We start from the raw sequence: 16,288 nt of genomic DNA on the forward strand, positions 1-16,288 counted from the left end.
GCCCGGGGCGGGCCGGCTCAGGCCTCCCCGACGCAGTCCAGCATCGCCGCCTGCAGCGCATCGCCCGGCGTCTTGCCGCCCCAGAGGACGAACTGGAAGGCCGGGAAGAACCGCTCGCATTCGGTGATGGCGATGTCCACCATGTCCTCCAGGCTCTCGGCGCTGGCCGAGGGCGCGCCGCGCAGCAGCACGGAATGCCGGAAGACCGGCACCCCTTCCTCCGACTCCAGGCCGAAATGCCCGATCCAGAGCTTCTCATTCGCCATGGCCAGCAGTTCGAACAGCTTGCTGCGACCCTCCGGCGGCACCTTCATGTCGAAGGCGCAGGAGAAGTGCATGGCGCTGATCTCCGGCGACCAGGAGAAGAACAGGCCATAATCGCACCATTTGCCGGGTGCCTCGGCCGCCATCTCGCCATCCGAGCGGCGCTCGAAGGCCCATTCATTGGCGGAGACGATCTGTTCGAGCACGTCGAGGGGGTTGGTCGCACGCTCGCGCACGCGGGCCTGAAGACCGGACATCGCGGCACCTCCTCTGTCGTTCCAGGATGGCGTCAACCGCTGCCGCTCCCCCGGGACACCGAAGTCTTGGGTGAATCGGGCAGCGGTCACCACCACCTATAGACTACGCAGGCGCCAAACGCCGCCGCAAGGGCGCGGGTTGCCCCTGCGATTCACAATGCGTTCCAACCCTGTGACATTTCCGCACGCTGTGTAACCGCCGGTCTCCGGCCGCGTCCGAAGCCGGCGGGATGCCTCTCGGCAGGCATCGGCAACCGGGCACGGGAACCGCCCTCACACCCCGTCCGGCGTCGCCTCGGTCTTCTCGCCCGGCGTCACCCCGGCCGCCTGGGGCGGCTGGATCGCCTCGGCCGCGGCCATGGTCGCCGACTCCGGAGTCGCGGTCGGGCTCGGCGCGGCCTGCGTCGCCAGCTTTGCCTCCAGCGCCGCGACGCGGGCCTCCAGCGCCTCCTGCGCCTCGCGTGCCCGCCGGGCGAGTTCCATGGCGGCGTCCAGATCCTCGCGCTTCACCAGGTCAAGGCGCTGCACCATGGCATCCGCCTGGGCCCGCGCCGCCGCCTCCACCTCGCCCCGCACCCCGGCCAGGGCCGAGAAGGCCCCGCCCGCCACGCCGGCCAGGTCATCGAAAAGGCTGCCCCGCCTGCGGCCGCCGCTGCCCGTGTCACTCATTACCTTCTCCTCGTCCCCGCCCCGGCCCGGAGGCCGCGGGGGCGGTCGCCCTTCACAGGCCGCGCCATCGCGCCCTATACCCCGCGCCGCCGCGGCGCAACGGCCGGGCGGCTACAGGGGATCGCCGGATGTATCTGGTCACCGGCGGGGCGGGTTTCATCGGCTCCAACCTCGTTGCGGCGCTGGCCGCGCGCGGGGAGGAGGTCATGGTGGTGGACCGCCTCGGCACCGACGACAAATGGCGCAACCTGGCGAAGCACACCATCGCCGGCCTGCTGCCGCCGGAGGAGCTGGAGGATTTCTGGGCCGCCGAACCGCCCGTCACCGCCGTGCTCCATATGGGCGCCATCAGCGCGACCACAGAGACGGATGGCGACCTGGTGGCCGCCACCAACCTCACCCTTCCCCTCTGGCTCTGGTCCGCCTGCGCGGGACGGCAGGTGCCCTTCATCTATGCCTCCTCCGCCGCCACCTATGGCGATGGCGCGCAGGGCTTCGAGGATGATGCGAGCCCCGCAGCGCTGGCCCGGCTCCGCCCGCTCAACCTCTATGGCTGGTCCAAGCTCGCCTTCGACCGGCGCGTGGCGCAGATGCTGGCGCGGGGCGCGCCGCGGCCGCCGCAATGGGCGGGGCTCCGCTTCTTCAACGTCTACGGCCCGAACGAGGCCCATAAGGGCCGCATGGCGAGCGTGTTGTTCCACAAGTACCGCCAGGTGATGGGCGGCGAGCCGGCGACGCTCTTCCGCTCCGACCGGGAGGGCATCGCGGACGGCCAGCAGATGCGCGACTTCGTGCATGTGGATGACTGCGTCGCGGTGATGCTCTGGCTGCTGGAGAACCCGCAGGTCTCGGGCCTGTTCAATGTCGGCTCCGGCCGCGCCCGGAGCTTCCTCGACCTCATCCGCGCCATGTTCGCGGCGCTGGGGCGGGCGCCGGAGATCCGCTTCATCGACATGCCGGCCGACCTGCGTGGCAAGTACCAGTATTTCACGGAAGCGCCGCTCGACCGGCTGCGCGCCGCCGGCTTCAACGCCCAGACCACGCCGCTGGAGGACGGGGTGCGCCGCACGGTGCAGGACTTCCTGATGGCCGAGGACCCTTATCGCTGATGCTGCTCGCCCTCCCCTTCCCGGTCATCGACCCGGTGCTGGTGCAGATCGGGCCGCTGGCCATCCGCTGGTATGCGCTGGCCTATATCATCGGGATCGTGCTGGGCTGGCTGCTGGCGCGGCGCATCACGGCGCTGTCCCCGGCGGTCGCGACGCGGCCGCAGGTGGATGACTTCGTCACCTGGGCGACGCTCGGCATCATCCTCGGCGGGCGGCTCGGCTATGTCCTGTTCTACCGGCCGGGCCATTACCTCTCCCACCCGCTGGAGATCCTGCAGGTCTGGCAGGGCGGCATGTCCTTCCATGGCGGCGCGCTCGGCGTCATCCTCGCGCTGGTCCTGTTCTGCCGGCAGCAGCGGATCGACCTGCTGGCCTTCGCCGACCGCGTGACCTCGGTGGTGCCGATCGGCCTCTTCCTCGGGCGGCTGGCGAATTTCATCAATGGCGAGCTCTGGGGCCGGGTGACCGATATGCCCTGGGGCATGGTCTTCCCGACCGGCGGGCCGGAGCCGCGGCACCCGAGCCAGCTCTACCAGGCCGGGTTGGAAGGGCTGCTGCTCTTCGCCCTGCTGCAATTCCTGGTGCACCAGCCCGCGATCCGAGCGCGGCGCGGCTTCGTGGCCGGCGCCTTCCTCGCGGGCTATGGCGTGGCACGCTTCATCGGGGAGTTCTTCCGCCAGCCCGATGCCTTCCTCGGCTTTCTCTTCGCCGGCGCGACCATGGGGCAGCTGCTGTCCGTGCCGATGATCCTGGCGGGCGCCTGGTTGATGCTGCGGGCCCGCCCGGCGGCACGCGAGGTGGCGGCCTGAGCGCCCCTCCGCAGGAGGAGACGGGGCCGGAGCGGCTCGACCGCTTCATGGCCCGCGCGGTCGCGGCCTATTACGGCAGCCGCGACCCCTTCGGCGCGGGCGGCGACTTCACCACCGCGCCCGAGATCTCCCAGGCCTTCGGCGAGTGCCTCGGCCTTTGGGCGGCGGTGACCTGGCAGCTCATGGGCGCGCCCTCCCCCGTCCTGCTGGCCGAGCTCGGCCCCGGGCGTGGCACGCTGATGGCCGATGCGCTGCGGGCGGCGGAGATGGTGCCGGCCATCCGCGCCGCGCTCCGGGTCCATCTGGTCGAGACCTCCCCGACGCTGCGCGCCGCGCAGCAGGCGAGGCTCGGGATGGCGGTTGCCGCCTGGCATGACGACGTCGCCTCCCTGCCGCCCGGCCCGGCGATCATCCTGGCCAATGAGTTCTTCGACGCCCTGCCGATCCGGCAGTTCATCCGCCGCGGCGGCGCCTGGCTGGAGCGGCATGTGGCGGAGGGACGGTTTGTGGACCTGCCGGTGGAACCGCCGAGGCGGCCCTCCGCCGCGCCGGACGGGCAGCCGGCGGCGGATGCGCCCGGCGCGCCGCATGCCCTCGACCTGCTGCCCGCCGAGGCGCCCGAGGGGGCCGTCGCGGAACTGGCCGAGGCCGGCATGGCCGTGACCGCCGCGCTCGCCACCCGCCTTCGCCAGCAGGGCGGTGCCCTGCTCGCCCTCGACTACGGCCATGCCGGGCCCGCCCTCGGCGACACCCTGCAGGCCATGACGCGGCACGGCCGCGCCGACCCGCTGGCCGAGCCGGGCACGGTGGATGTCACCGCCCATGTCCCCTTCGCCGCCCTGGCCGCGGCGGGGCGCGGCGCCGGCGCCGTCGCGCATGGGCCGCTGCCCATGGGCCTCTTCCTCCAGCGGCTCGGCCTGCCGCAGCGCGCCGCCATCCTGGCGCGGGCCGCGACCGCGGCGGGCAGGCGGGACCAGGCCGGGCTGATCCTCTCCGGCGCCGAGCGCCTGACGGCGCCCGAGGGCATGGGGCGCCTGTTCAAGGTGCTCTGCCTGTGCCATCCCGCCCTCCCCACCCCACCGGGCTTCGAGGCCGCATGAACGATGCCGAGTTCCTGGCCACCCCCGCGCTCGGCGCGGTGACGGGCCTTCGCCACGGCTTCTTCACCCGCCGCGGCGGCGTCTCGGAAGGCCCCTGGGCGGCGCTGAACTGCTCCCTCTCCGGCCAGGACGACCGGGAGAGGGTGCGGGAGAACCGCCGCCGCGCCGCCGGCGCGCTGGGCCTCGACCTGCCGGCGCTGCATGGGCTGACCCAGGTGCACGGCATCGTGGTCGCCGAGGTGGAGGAAGCGGGCTGGCTGGAAGGCCAGGGCCCGCGCGCCGATGCCATGGTCACCCGCTGGCCGGGCATTGCGCTCGGCATCGTCACCGCCGATTGCGCCCCGGTGCTCTTCGCGGATGGCGAGGCCGGGGTGATCGGCGCCGCCCATGCCGGCTGGCGCGGCGCGGTGGATGGCGTGCTGGAAGCGACCCTGGCGGCCATGGAGCGGCTGGGCGCCCGCCGCGCCCGGGTCATCGCCGCGATCGGCCCCTGCATCGCCCAGACGAGCTACGAGGTCGGGCCGGACCTGCGCGAGGCGGTCCTGGCCCGTGACCCCGCCGATGCCCGCTTCTTCGCCGCAGGCCGGCGGGAGGAGCGCTGGCAGTTCGACCTGCCCGGCTATTGCGCCGCCCGCCTTGCCGCCGCCGGCATCGCGGCGGTGGAGGTGGCCGGGGTGGACACGCTGGCAGAGGAGGCGCGCTTCTTCAGCCACCGGCGGCGGACGCTGGCTGGCGGCGGGCCGATCGGGCACCAGCTCTCGGCCATTGCGGTGGCGCCCTGACCCATGCCCTACATGATCCAATTCATGATGCTGACCCTGCTGACCATGCTGGTGGCCTGTGTCCTTCTGTAGGACACGCCGCATCGCCGCCGGCCTGGCGCTGCTCGCCCTCGGTGCCTGCGTGGACCTGCCGCAGCCCTATCGCGGCCGGCCGGGCAGCCGGGCGGAGGTGCTCGCCATCCCGCTCGCCGTCCGGCTGGCCGTGCCGCCGCCGGAGCAGGCGCTGCTGGCCGGCAGCGCGGCGCGGGATTTCGCCGAGGCGGTGACCGCCGCCCTGCAGGCGCAGGACGTGCCCGTCATCGCCACCGCCGCGCCGCTGCCGCTCGACTGGCTGGTGGAGGTGACGGCGGAGTCCCAGGGCCAGGCGGTGCGGCCGCGCTTCCGGCTGCTCGATGCCGACCGCAGGCCGCAGGCGGCGACCGAGGGCTCCCCCGTCCCCGTGCGGGACTGGGCGAATGCCGACCGCGCGCTGCTGGAGCGCGTGGCGCAGGAGGCGGCGCCGAAGCTGACCCAGCTGCTGCTGCAGGTGGAGGCGGCGCGCAAATCCACCGACCCCGCCTCGCTCGCCGCCGGCCCGCCGCGGCTGCACATGGTGGGGGTCAAGGGCGCGCCGGGCGATGGCAACACCGCGCTGGGCGCCCGCATGAAGGACCAGCTCGGCAAGCAGGGCTTCGTCGTGCAGGACACGCCGGAGGGCGCGGCCTATGCGCTGCAGGTCGATGTCTCGGTGGTGCCGGCCGGCGTCCCGGGCGTGGAGCGCGTCGAGATCCAGTGGATCGTCAGCCGGCGGGATGGCGAGGAGCTTGGCCGCGTCGTGCAGATGAACGAGGTGCCGGCCGGGCGGCTGAACCGCCTCTGGGGCGATATCGCCCATATCGCGGCCGAGGAAGCGGCGGGCGGCGTGAAGACCGTGGTCGCCAATGCCATCCAGGCGCCGCCCAGCAACCTGGAGGCGCCGCCGCCGGTCGCGCCGCAGGCCGCGAACACCGCCCTGCCGGCGCCGACCGCGCTGCGATAGGGGGATCGCGGCGGGGCATCCCCTGCCCCGCCGGCAGGCACGCCATCCGCTGCCGGCCCTATTCGGTCCCCAGCCGCCGCACCGCCTCGAAGCCGACCGAGAGGCCGCCCATGGCCAGGCTGAGCCCGCCGCTGCCCTGTCGCTCCGCCGCCGTCGCGCGGGCCAGCACGGTGGCGGTGACCGGCTGCGGGCTGCCGGCCAGGTCCCGCCCGGCGACGGCGAAGCGGTAGGCGCCGTCGGGCTGCTTCCGCCCCGCCGCATCGCGCCCATCCCAGCGCCACTCCTGCGGCGCGACGCCGAGCGCGACCTCCTCCTCCCGCAGGGTTCGCCCGGCGGCATCCAGCACCGTGATCCGCGCCCGGCCGGCCGCATCCGCCGCCGGCAGGCGGAGCGTAGCGACGCCATCCTGCAAGGAGAGCCGGTCGCTCTCCACCTCGATCACCCGGCCCATCAGCGGCGCCGCCGCCGTCAGCTGCGCCGCCTGCTGCAGGGCGATCAGCTTCTCCAGATTGCCGTTCATGCTGATCTGCTGCTCGACCGAGGCGAATTGCACGAGCTGCTGGGTCATCGCCTGGGTGTCCATGGCCTTGGTCGGGTCCTGGTTCTTCAGCTGCGTGGTGAGCAGGCCGAGGAAGGCGTTGAAATCCGCGCCGAAGCCGGCGGCCCTGGGGCCGGCGGCGGCGGTCTGCGCGGTGGTGGCGGTCACGGCGGTCGTCATGTGGCGAAATCCCTTCAGACGGCGATATCGAGGAGCGAGCGGGAGAGGGAGGGCGGCTGGACGGAGGGTGCCGCGGGGGCGGGGGCGGCCTGGCCATGGCCCCGGCCGCGCGCGCCGGGGTGTTGGCCGGCGGGATGGTCGCCGCCGGCCAGGTCGAAGCGCAGCCCGCCCTCCGCCACCGTGACGCCGGCCTGGCCGAGCGCCCGGTCCAGCTCCCGCGCATCGCGCTGCAGCAGGGCGAGCGTCTCCGGCCGTTCCGCCAGGACCCGCACGGCGGCCTCGCCATCCGCCGCGCGCTCGATCCGGATCTCGACCCGGCCGAGCGCCTCCGGCTCCAGAGCCACCGTCAGGCGCGGCGCCTGACCGGGGCTGAAGGCGAGCGCGATCGCGACGGGCGCGACCTGGCGGACGGGCAGCGGCGCCGGGCGCGGGGCGGGCGGCGCCGCCTCGGCCGGGGCCGCGGCGGCAGCGGGACCGGCCGGGCCCGGTGCCTCGGCGGCCGCAAGGGTGGGGGCCGTGTGGGATGGCGTGGGCGTGGCATCCGGCGGGGAGGCCGAGAGCGCCCCGGATTCACGGGCCGGGGCACCCTCCGGCACGGGACGGGCCGGGATGGCGCCTTCCTCCGGCGCGACGGCCGGCGAGGTCGCGGGCGAGGCGCCTCCCTCCTCCTCCGGGAACGGCCCGCCGGGATCGGTTGTCGCGCCCGGCGGAGACGGCTCCGGCACCGCCGGGCCTGTCCCGGACGGCGCCGAAGCGGGCAGCGTGGCGGCGGGGGACACGGCGCCGGCTTCTACGGGCGCGGCCTCCGCGGCGGGCGGCAGCCGGGCGGCGTCCGGCTGCGGCGGCGCCGCGGGCGGTCCGGCGCCCGCCACGGCCGCATGCACGGGTGGCGCAACATCCGGCGGCGAGGCATCGGGCGGCCGCGGCACCGGCGCCGGACCGGGCTCCGCCGGCCGGGCGATGCCGCCGGGACCCGGCGCCGATGGCGCCTCCATGCCCGGCATGGGAGACAGGCCCGGCACCGGTGCGGCCGGGCCTTCCCGCGCAGGATCGGTCCCGGGCGAAGTCCCGGCGGCCGCCGAGGGAGCGACCGGCCGAGCAAGGGGCGCCTGTCCCGGGGATGCGACGGATGGCGGCGAGCCGCCCGCCGCCGCACCGGGCACCGGAGCGTCGGTCGGCGGCGCGGCCGCGACGGATGGGGCGATGGCCGGGACCTCGGTCCCTGAGGACGGGGTGGCCCGCCAGTGGGATGTCGGGGCCGCGGCATCGACGGGTGCCTCGGTCCCGGCCGCGGCACCGGCGGGCGGGACGGCTGGAGCCGCCGCACCGGCAGGCAGGGCGGCGATGGTATCGGCGGCAGCAGCCATGGCATTGAGCTCGGCATCAGCCTGGCCGGCCGGGTCGGCGGCGCGCGGCGGCCGGTCCGGCCCGGGTGTGATCGCGGCTGCCAGCCCGGCCTCCGGCCCGCCGGCATCGCCCTCCGCCGGGTCCTCTGCCGGCGCCGCCCCCGGCAGCGCGCGCGCCATGGCGGCGGCGAAGCCGCCCTCCGCCCCGGGGGCCGGGCGCGGCTCCCGGGGCGGGGCCGGGGCGGGGATCCGGGTCGGCGGGGGCAGGGTCGGGGCGGCATCCATGCGGGTGCCGGTGCGAGCCGCGTTCCAGCCCGGCCCGGCCCGCCGCCGGCAACTCCGTCCGCCCCGCCGGCAGGACCTGCCGCCCGCACGGCAGCCGCCGCCGCCCGCGGGCCGCCCTGCCCTGGCACGGCCGCTGCACAGGCCCCGGCACAGGTCAGACCCTCTCGCCGGAGCCCCCGCGCATGTCCCTCTTCGGCTCGCTCACCGCGGCCATCAGCGGCCTCACCGCGCAGAGCCGCGCGCTTGGCCATATCTCGGACAACGTCGCGAACAGCCAGACCGTCGGCTACAAGCGGATCGACAGCAATTTCGTCTCCTATATCAGCCAGTCCAGCGCCAACCTGCACGTCCCGGGCGCGGTCATCGCCAGGCCGGACTTCACCAACAGCGTCCAGGGCACGATCGAGCAGGCGGAGGAGCCGCTCAGCCTCGCCATCGGCGGCCAGGGCTTCTTCAGCGTCGCCCTGGCGAGGGGCACGGTGAACGGCCAGCCCGTCTTCGATGAGCGGCAATTCTTCACCCGCGCCGGCGATGTCAGGCTGGACCAGGACGGCTACCTGGTGAACGGCGCCGGCTACTACCTGCAGGGCTGGCCGTCCGATGCGCTCGGCAATCCGGACCGCACGATCCTCGCGCCCATCCGGGTGAACCAGCAGGTCTTCAACCCGGTCGCCACGCGGCAGATCGACCTCGCGGCCAACCTGCCGGCGGATGCCACGACGGCGCCGATCACGACGCAGGCGGAGGTCTATGACAGCCTCGGGCGGCTGCACACGGTGAACCTCACCTTCACCAATACCGGCACCAATGCCTGGACGCTGGCCCTGAACGTGCCCGACGACATCGGCGACTCGGCGCGCGGCAGCATCGGGCTGCGCTTCGGCGCCGCCGCCGTGCCGGCGGTGACGGACGGCACCATCGGCAGCTTCGTCGACGCCACCGGCGCCGTCCTCCCGCCCGCCACCAGCGCCGGTGGCGATCCGGCCGCCTTCCGCTTCACCGCCGATTTCGGCCAGGGGCCGCAGACCGTGACGCTCTCGCTCGGCCAGTTCGGCCGGGCGCAGGGGCTGACGCAGTATTCCGGCACGGAATTCGCCGTGCGCAACCGCGCGCAGGACGGCGTGCCGCTCGGCGCCTATTCCGGCCTCAGCATCCGCAACAACGGGGATGTCGCGGTGAACTACGACAACGGCCAGAGCCGGGTGATCGCGCGCGTGCCGCTCGTCGCCTTCAACGATCCGGAGAAGCTGCAGCGGCTGGACGGCCAGGCCTTCATGCGCACGCCCGAGAGCGGCGAGGCCCGCGTGACCGACGCCGCCTCGAACGGCGTCGGCAAGCTCGTCACCGGCTCGGTCGAGCGTTCGAATGTCGACATCGCCACCGAGTTCACCAAGCTGATCGTCGCCCAGCGCGCCTACACGGCGAATACCCGTGTCGTCACCACGAGTGACGAGATGCTGCAGGACACGATCAACATGCGGCGCTGACGCGGGGGCTGAATCGCCATGAGCCTCGACGCCGCCCTCAGCATCGCGCGCAGCGGCCTCGCCGCCGTGCAGCGCGGCCTCGCGCAGTCCTCGCAGAACGTCGCGAATGCCGAGACGCCGGGCTATACGCGCAAGGCCGTGCCGCAGCAGGCGCTGGTGGTGGGCGACCGCCCGGCGGGGCTCCGCGGCGGGGAGGCCGCGCGGGCGGTGGATGCGGCACTGCTCGCGCGGCTGGACGGCAGCCGCGCCGCCGCCGCCGGCGCCGCGCTGCGGGAGCGGCTGCTCTCCGGCATCGAGGCGGCGCATGGCGCCGCCGGCGAGACGCTGGCGGATGGGCTGGCCGGGTTGCGCAACGCCTTCCTCGCGCTGCGCGCCGCGCCGGCCGATGCCGGCCGGCAGCAGGAGGCCGTGCATGCCGCGGCGACCATCGCCGAACGGCTGAACGGCGTCTCCGCCGCCATCGGCGCGGCGCGGCAGCAGGCCCAGGATGCGGTGGTGACGGAAGTCGCCACCGCCAATGCCGCGCTGCGCGAGATCGCCGAGCTGACGCTCCGGCTGAAGACCGGCGCCGAGGGCGATGCCGCGGCGCTGGAGGACCAGCGCGATGCCGCGATCGCGCGCCTGGCCGAGGTGATGGATGTCCAGGCCGTGCGGCGCCAGGGCGGCGACCTGCTGCTGGTCGCGCGCGGCGGCCTCGTCCTGCCGCTCGACCCGAAGCGCGACGTGCTGGCGACCAGCGAGGCGCTGGTCGCGCCCGACGGCTTCCATGGCACGGGCGGCAGCCTGCCGGGCGTCCTGCTGAACGGCCAGGACGTCACGGCGCAGATCCTGGGCGGGCGGCTCGGCGAGAGCCTCGGCCTGCGCGACCGCACCCTGCCCCGCTACCAGGCGGAGGCGGACCTGCTGGCGGCCAACCTCGCCGCGCGGCTGGAGGCGCAGGGCCTCCGGCTCTTCACGGATGCGGACGGGGCCGGCCCGCCGGATCCGTCCCTGCCCTATGCCGGCAGCAGCCAGGCGGGCTTCGCCGGGCGCATCCGGGTCAACCCGGCGGTGCTGGCGAACCCTGCCCTGCTGCGCGACGGCACCCATGCGGTCGCAGGCGGCCCCGGTGGGCCCAGCGCCTTCACCCCGAACGGCGCCGGCGGCCCGGCCGGCTTCACCACGCTGATCGACCGCATCCTCGATTTCTCCCTCGGCGCGGAGGCGGCGCCCGGCCAGGCCTGGGCGCCGATCGCGGGCAGCGGGCTCGGGCCGGATGGCAGCCTCGCCTCCCCCTTCGCCGTGCCGGCGACGCTGGACGCCTATGCCGGCCGGCTCACCGCGGCGCAGCTTGGCGATCGCGCTGCGGCGACCGCCGCGAAGGACCGGGCGGAGGCGCTGCGGGGCACGCTCGAGGCGCGCTTCGGGCGGGAATCCGGCGTCGATGTGGATGCCGAGATGGCCGGCATCGTCGCCCTGCAGAACGCCTATGCCGCCAATGCCCGGGTGCTCGGCACGGTGCAGACCCTGTGGGAGACGCTGCTGGGGGCGGTGCGATGAGCGTCGTGGCCGGGCTGCTCGGGCGGCTGGAGGCCGACACCGCCGCGCTCCGCCTGCGCATGGAGGTGCTGACGCGCCAGGTCTCGACCGGGCGGCGGGCCGAGGCGCAGGGCGACATCGCACCCGCGCTGCCGCGCGCGCTCTCGCTGCGCGCCGAGATCGGCCGGCGGGAAACCTATGGCACCGCGATCGGGGAGGCGCTGAACCGCACCCAGGCAACCCAGACGGTGCTGGAGCGGCTCGGCGCCATTGCCCGCGAGTTCGGGGATGGCGTGGCCATGAAGCTCGACCCGGGCGACACCTCCACCCTGTCCCTGGTCGCGACCCGGGCCCGGGCGGCGCTGGTCGAGGTCGGGCAATTGCTGAACAGCCAGAGCGCCGGGGAATACCTTTTCGGCGGTTCGGACTTTTCCCGGCCGCCCGTGCCGGATCCGGAGGGGCTGCCGACGGGCGGCCTCGCCGCCGGGATCGCCGCGGCCATCGCCGGGCTTGGCGGGGGCAATGCCGCCGCGGTCGCCGCCGCGACCCGGGCGGCGGCGATGGATGACGGCGCGGGCGTCACGCCCTTCAGCGCCTTCCTCTCCGATCCCGCCTCGGGCCTGGCGGAGCCGCGGCGCAGCGTGCCGGCCGGCGACGGCCAGGCGGTGCCCTACGGGCTCTTCGCCAACCGCAACGCGGCGGCGGCCTCGATGGGGGAGACCACCGGGTCCTGGGCGCGGGACCTGCTGCGCGGCCTCGCCAGCCTCGCCGCCCTCACCCCGGCCCAGGCCGCCTCGCCGGCCGATTTCCGGGCGCTCGCCGGGACCATCCGGGACGGGCTGAAGAGCGCGTCCAACGCCATCGCCGATGAGGCGGGCGCGCTCGGCCTGACGGAGGCGCGGCTCTCGGCGGTGCGGGAGCGCCATGCCGTGCTGACCGATGCCCTGAAGGCGCAACTCGCCGATATCGAGGAGGTCGACCTTGCCGCTACTCTGACCCGCCTGCAGGCCACCCGCACCGCGCTGGAGGCGAGCTACAGCGCCCTCGGCCGGCTCGGCACCCTCACCCTCACCCGGTATCTCCCCTGAGCCCGCGCGCTTCAGGGACCGTTAAGCGCCACCTGCGAGGCTTCGCGGGTTGCGCGCGCGGCGGCAAAAGGAAAGACCATGTCCACGCTGGTGCTCGAATTACGCCAGGGCGACCTGATGGTCGTCAACGGGGCGCCGATCCGCTTCCGCAATCGCACCCGCATCGAGCTGGCGGCGAAGGCGCGCTTCCTGTTCGGGAAGCAGATCATGCCGCCGGAAGCCGCCACGACGCCGGCCCGGCGGATCTATTTCGCCCTGCAGACCGCCTATATCGGCAATGACGAGGAACGGCCGGCCGGCCTCGCGGCGGCCCGCCGACTGATCGCCGATTTCCAGGAGGCGACCACCTCTGCCCTGGCGCGGGAGATGCTGCGGGAGGCGCTGGCCTGCGCCGAGGCAGATGACTGCTACCAGGCGCTGAAGCTGGCCCGCCGGGTCATGCGGCATGAGGAGGAGGTGCTGGGCCTGCCGCCCCTGGCCGCGCCGCGCGCCGGTGGCTGACCTCGCCGGCGCCATCCCGGCGCTGCGCCGGGCCCTCGCCCCGGGTGCCGAGGACAAGGCCCTCGCCCGGCTGGGCCGCGACCCCCAGGTCACGCGCCAGATGGCGCAGTTCACCGCCGCCGTGGAGAAGGCGCCCGACCTGCGCACGGCGCTGCGCGACCCGCGGGTGCAGCAGGTGGTGCTGACCGCGCTCGGCCTGCCGGATGCCGTGGGCCAGACCGGCCTCGTCCTCAGGGCACTGACCGCCGACCCGTCCGATGCCAAGGGCCTGCTGGCCCGGTTGCCCGACAAGCGCTGGAAGGGCGCGGCGGAGGCGCTGCGGCTCGACCAGCGCGGCCTTGCGGCGCTGCGGGACCCCAAGGTGCAGGCCTCGCTGGCCGAGGGGCTGAAGCGGGCCACCTGGCGGCAAGAGCTGGATGCGACGCAGCCCGGCCTCGGCGATGCGCTCCTGTTCGAGGAACGGGCGGCGAATGCGAAGACTGCCTATGACGTGCTGGGCGACCCGGTGCTGCGCCGCGTGGTGACCGGCGCGCTCGGCCTGCCGCAGCAGATCGTGGTGCAGCCGGTGGAGACCCAGGCGCGCGCCATCACCAGCCGGCTGGACCTGGCGAAGCTGCAGAACCCGAGGGAAGTGGCGCGGCTGGCCGAGCGCTATGTGCTGGCGGCCGCGGGTGGCACGGGCGGCGGCACGGCCTCCGCCCGGCTGCCCGGATTGCTGGCCTGACCGGCCTGCGCCGTGGCGCCGGGCGATCCGGCCGGCAGCGGGGGCGGTGGCGTCGGTTCCGGCCGGCCGCGGGCGGAGCGATAGGCGGCCAGTTCCCGCTCGGTCGGCAGCGTCGCGGTGCGGCCGGACTGGTCGCGGAATTCCAGCACCACCAGGCCAAGCGCCGGATCGAGCCGCAGCGAGGGGTTGGGCATGGCCGGCGGCGCGACCGGCGCCGGCCCGGATTCCGCCCGCGCCGCGCCCCTGGGCCGCGGGGCGGCATCCGGTGGGAGGTCCGCCCCGAGGGGCGGCGCGAGGGGGGTGACCGTGCTCATGGCCGTGCCGTCGCATTCTTGCGACAGAGCGTGAAGAAAGCCTGAATCCCGCCCGGGTTTGACGGCGCCCCCGGCCGGCGCGATGGTCGGGGAACCTTGCCGCCGCTCCGGACCCAGTTCCTCACCGCCTGCACCGCCGCGCTCGGCGGTGCGCTGCTGACCCTGCTGCAGGTGCCGCTCGCCTGGATGATCGGGGCGATGGTGGCGACCGCGGCGCTCGCCTGGCATCGCCCTGTCGCGGTGCCGGGCTGGGCGCGGCCGGCGGGCCTGGTCTTCCTCGGCCTCGGGCTCGGCGCCACCTTCTCCGGCCCGGTGCTGGCGGCGGTCACCGGTGCGCTGCCCGTGCTGCTCGCCTCCGGCGTCATCGCCATCGCCAGCGGCTTCCTGGTGGCGCGGCTCTTTACCCGGCTGGCGGGGACGGATCCGCAGACCGGCTTCTTCTGCGCCGTGCCCGGCGGCGTCATCGTCATGGCCATGCTGGCGCAGGAGGCGGGGAAGAGCGTCGCCACCGTGACCCTCGCCCAGACCATGCGCGTGCTGGTGGTGGTGCTGAGCTTCCCGCCCCTGCTCGGCTGGCTGGCGCCGCATGGCGATGTCAGCGCCTTCATGGCGCCGCGCCAGCCCCTCTGGTGGCCGGGGCTGCTGGGGATGGCGGCGGCGGGGCTGCTGCTGGCCTTCCCCTTGCGCAAGGCGGGGCTCGCCAATCCCTGGATGCTCGGCCCCTGCGGGCTTGCCATTGCGCTGGCCGCGACCGGCCATCTGCCCTCCGGCGTGCCGGTGCCGCTGGTGGATGCGGCGCAGGTGGCGATGGGCGCCTCGCTCGGGACGCGGCTGACGAGGAGCTTCCTGCTCTCCTCCCGCCGGCTGGCGGTGGCGGCGGTGATCTCGGCCGCGGTGCTGTCCCTGCTGCTGGCGGCGATCGCCTGGGCCATCGCCTGGGCGGCGGGCCTGCCGGTCCCGGCGCTGATCCTCGGCATGGCGCCGGGCGGCATGCCGGAAATGGCGCTGACCGCGAAGGCGCTGGAACTGGCCGTGCCGCTGGTGCTGGGCTTCCACCTGACGCGGACGGTGCTGTGCAACCTGCTGGTCGGGCCGCTGCACCGGATCGGCCTCAGGCTGGGGCTGCTGTAGCCCGGCTCCGATCGCTATCTCGGCTGGTGTCGCGGCTCACTCCCGCCGCAGGATCCCATCCACCAGCCGGTCGGCCCAGGGGCGGGACTGGAACTCACGCCGCAGCGCCGCCTCGTCATATTCCTCCCGCAGCCAGTCCAGGAAAGGCTGTGGCCGGTCGCGGGTCGCCGCCGCATAGCGCTCGAAGAAGGCATCCAGGATGCCGGTGCGGCTCTGCCGGACATGGCCGAAGCGCAGGGAGAGCTGCGCCATCGCCTCCTCCACCGGGCGGCCCTGCAGCAGCAGCCAGAGCCCGGCGGCAAGGCCGGTGCGGTCGGCGCCGCTCTTGCAGTGGATCAGGACCGGCTCCGGCACGCTGCGGAAGATCTCGGTCAGGCGCAGGATGCGGTCCTTGTGCGGGGCGCCGCGGCTCTCGAAGGGCGCATCCACATGGGTCAGGCCGAGTTCCGCCGCCGCGGCACGGCCGAGCCGGTCGGAGCCGCAGGCCGACCGCTCCCCCCGCAGGTTGATCACCGTCCGCAGGCCGAGCCGGCGCGTCGCATCCCGCAATTGCCAGGGCAGCGGGTGGTTGGAGCGGTAGAGCCGGCCGCTCTCGACCACGCCCCAGTTCCGCCAGGGAAGGCGCAGCAGGGCGTGGTCGACGAAAAGGCTGTTCAGCCAGGCGCGCCGTGCCGGCATGGCGGCGGGCTGGACCGGGGTCTCGGGCATGATGCCGGTATGGGGCGCGGAACGGGCGAAGGCCAGGGGGAACGGTGCGCGTCAGGGAGGCGTTCAGGGAGGGTCACACGGCAGCCACAGGGGGTTTCATGTCGAAGGCGCATCTGCCGCCGGTCCCGCCCGCCGGGCGCAGCCCGAAGGGGCCCGGCCCGCAGAAGGAGCATCCGAGCGATCTCGCCGGCGGGGTCGCCGAGGCCAACAAGTCCGGTGAGGACCGCCATCTCGGCGAGCAGGGACGGCAGGGCAACATCAAGCAGAACACCACCCACCAGGGCTACCAGCAGGACCGCTAGCAGGCTGCTGAAATTCATTGTGGTGATGCCGCCTGCGTGATTCCCTACCCCCGGCAGCGAGCGGGGTGAGGATGCGTGGCAGTGATGCGGTGGTTGGGTCGCTGTTCAGCTACGTGGATTTGGAACAACGGGTCCGGGCCGACCATCCGCTGCGGGTG

18 protein-coding genes are annotated in these 16,288 nt (G+C 74.6%); 12 read left to right on the forward strand and 6 right to left on the reverse strand.

Translation table 11 applies throughout. The features are described from left to right. Positions 1-17: 17 nt before the first annotated feature. On the reverse strand, positions 18-521 hold the full coding sequence (locus LHA35_RS11355; protein WP_226608332.1) for a type III secretion system chaperone family protein: 504 nt from the start codon (positions 519-521) through the stop codon (positions 18-20). Between the two features lie 273 nt (positions 522-794). Next, the gene (locus tag LHA35_RS11360; RefSeq protein WP_226608334.1) at positions 795-1,190 is read right to left on the reverse strand and encodes an accessory factor UbiK family protein; all 396 of its coding nucleotides are present in this window, start codon (positions 1,188-1,190) and stop codon (positions 795-797) included. Positions 1,191-1,318: 128 nt separating this feature from the next. Here LHA35_RS11360 and rfaD point away from each other — a divergent pair, with 128 nt between their 5' ends. From rfaD to LHA35_RS11385, 5 genes are read left to right on the forward strand one after another with little or no spacing between them, the layout of a single operon-like run. Further along, positions 1,319-2,299: an ADP-glyceromanno-heptose 6-epimerase gene (gene rfaD, locus LHA35_RS11365; protein WP_226608335.1), complete on the forward strand. Its 981-nt coding sequence runs from the start codon at positions 1,319-1,321 to the stop codon at positions 2,297-2,299. Further along, positions 2,299-3,108 (forward strand): prolipoprotein diacylglyceryl transferase, encoded by an 810-nt coding sequence (lgt, locus tag LHA35_RS11370; RefSeq protein WP_226608336.1) that lies wholly within the window; start codon positions 2,299-2,301, stop codon positions 3,106-3,108. Before rfaD ends, lgt begins: the two co-directional genes overlap by 1 nt. Positions 3,109-3,155: 47 nt before the next feature. Continuing rightward, positions 3,156-4,208, forward strand: coding sequence for a class I SAM-dependent methyltransferase (locus tag LHA35_RS11375; protein ID WP_226608337.1), 1,053 nt, complete (start codon positions 3,156-3,158; stop codon positions 4,206-4,208). Then, positions 4,205-4,990 (forward strand): peptidoglycan editing factor PgeF, encoded by a 786-nt coding sequence (pgeF, locus tag LHA35_RS11380; RefSeq protein ID WP_226608338.1) that lies wholly within the window; start codon positions 4,205-4,207, stop codon positions 4,988-4,990. The genes LHA35_RS11375 and pgeF overlap by 4 nt, the downstream gene beginning before the upstream one ends. Positions 4,991-5,048: 58 nt before the next feature. Then, complete coding sequence (locus LHA35_RS11385) at positions 5,049-6,008, forward strand: hypothetical protein (RefSeq protein WP_226608339.1); 960 nt, start codon at positions 5,049-5,051, stop codon at positions 6,006-6,008. A gap of 58 nt (positions 6,009-6,066) precedes the next feature. On the opposite strand, the gene LHA35_RS11390 is transcribed toward LHA35_RS11385, so the two are convergent. Continuing rightward, entirely contained in the window at positions 6,067-6,726 is a 660-nt protein-coding gene (locus tag LHA35_RS11390; RefSeq protein WP_226608340.1) for a flagellar hook assembly protein FlgD, read from the reverse strand. Between the two features lie 14 nt (positions 6,727-6,740). Continuing rightward, complete coding sequence (locus tag LHA35_RS11395; RefSeq protein WP_226608342.1) at positions 6,741-8,357, reverse strand: flagellar hook-length control protein FliK; 1,617 nt, start codon at positions 8,355-8,357, stop codon at positions 6,741-6,743. A gap of 182 nt (positions 8,358-8,539) precedes the next feature. On the opposite strand from LHA35_RS11395, the gene flgE reads away from it, so the two are divergent. The 5 genes from flgE to LHA35_RS11420 all read left to right on the forward strand — a co-directional run bounded on the left by flgE (position 8,540) and on the right by LHA35_RS11420 (position 13,675). Then, positions 8,540-9,844, forward strand: a complete 1,305-nt coding sequence (gene flgE / locus LHA35_RS11400) for a flagellar hook protein FlgE (protein WP_226608343.1) — start codon at positions 8,540-8,542, stop codon at positions 9,842-9,844. Positions 9,845-9,862: 18 nt separating this feature from the next. Next, a complete protein-coding gene (locus tag LHA35_RS11405; protein WP_226608344.1) occupies positions 9,863-11,383 on the forward strand; it encodes a flagellar hook-associated protein FlgK in 1,521 nt (506 codons plus the stop codon). Beyond that, positions 11,380-12,450, forward strand: coding sequence for a flagellin (locus tag LHA35_RS11410; protein WP_226608346.1), 1,071 nt, complete (start codon positions 11,380-11,382; stop codon positions 12,448-12,450). Before LHA35_RS11405 ends, LHA35_RS11410 begins: the two co-directional genes overlap by 4 nt. A 78-nt stretch (positions 12,451-12,528) precedes the next feature. After that, on the forward strand, positions 12,529-12,951 hold the full coding sequence (locus LHA35_RS11415; RefSeq protein ID WP_226608347.1) for a flagellar biosynthesis repressor FlbT: 423 nt from the start codon (positions 12,529-12,531) through the stop codon (positions 12,949-12,951). Then, positions 12,944-13,675 carry a DUF1217 domain-containing protein gene (locus LHA35_RS11420; protein WP_226608349.1) on the forward strand — a complete coding sequence of 244 codons (732 nt, stop codon included), beginning with the start codon at positions 12,944-12,946 and terminating at the stop codon, positions 13,673-13,675. Before LHA35_RS11415 ends, LHA35_RS11420 begins: the two co-directional genes overlap by 8 nt. Here the strand turns inward: LHA35_RS11420 and LHA35_RS11425 are convergent. Further along, positions 13,603-13,989: a hypothetical protein gene (locus LHA35_RS11425; protein WP_226608350.1), complete on the reverse strand. Its 387-nt coding sequence runs from the start codon at positions 13,987-13,989 to the stop codon at positions 13,603-13,605. The genes LHA35_RS11420 and LHA35_RS11425 overlap by 73 nt on opposite strands. A gap of 96 nt (positions 13,990-14,085) precedes the next feature. Between LHA35_RS11425 and LHA35_RS11430 the strand changes: the two genes are divergently transcribed. Continuing rightward, positions 14,086-15,120 carry an AbrB family transcriptional regulator gene (locus tag LHA35_RS11430; RefSeq protein ID WP_226608351.1) on the forward strand — a complete coding sequence of 345 codons (1,035 nt, stop codon included), beginning with the start codon at positions 14,086-14,088 and terminating at the stop codon, positions 15,118-15,120. A 36-nt stretch (positions 15,121-15,156) separates the two neighbouring features. Here LHA35_RS11430 and LHA35_RS11435 read toward each other — a convergent pair whose 3' ends face one another. Continuing rightward, positions 15,157-15,828, reverse strand: coding sequence for a tyrosine-protein phosphatase (locus LHA35_RS11435; protein WP_226608352.1), 672 nt, complete (start codon positions 15,826-15,828; stop codon positions 15,157-15,159). Positions 15,829-15,926: 98 nt separating this feature from the next. Here LHA35_RS11435 and LHA35_RS11440 point away from each other — a divergent pair, with 98 nt between their 5' ends. Beyond that, positions 15,927-16,130, forward strand: a complete 204-nt coding sequence (locus LHA35_RS11440) for a hypothetical protein (RefSeq protein ID WP_226608353.1) — start codon at positions 15,927-15,929, stop codon at positions 16,128-16,130. Positions 16,131-16,288 lie beyond the last annotated feature (158 nt).

It is taken from the genome of Roseicella aerolata (assembly GCF_020523605.1).
In the GTDB taxonomy this organism is placed as follows: Bacteria; Pseudomonadota; Alphaproteobacteria; order Acetobacterales; family Acetobacteraceae; genus Paracraurococcus; species Paracraurococcus aerolatus.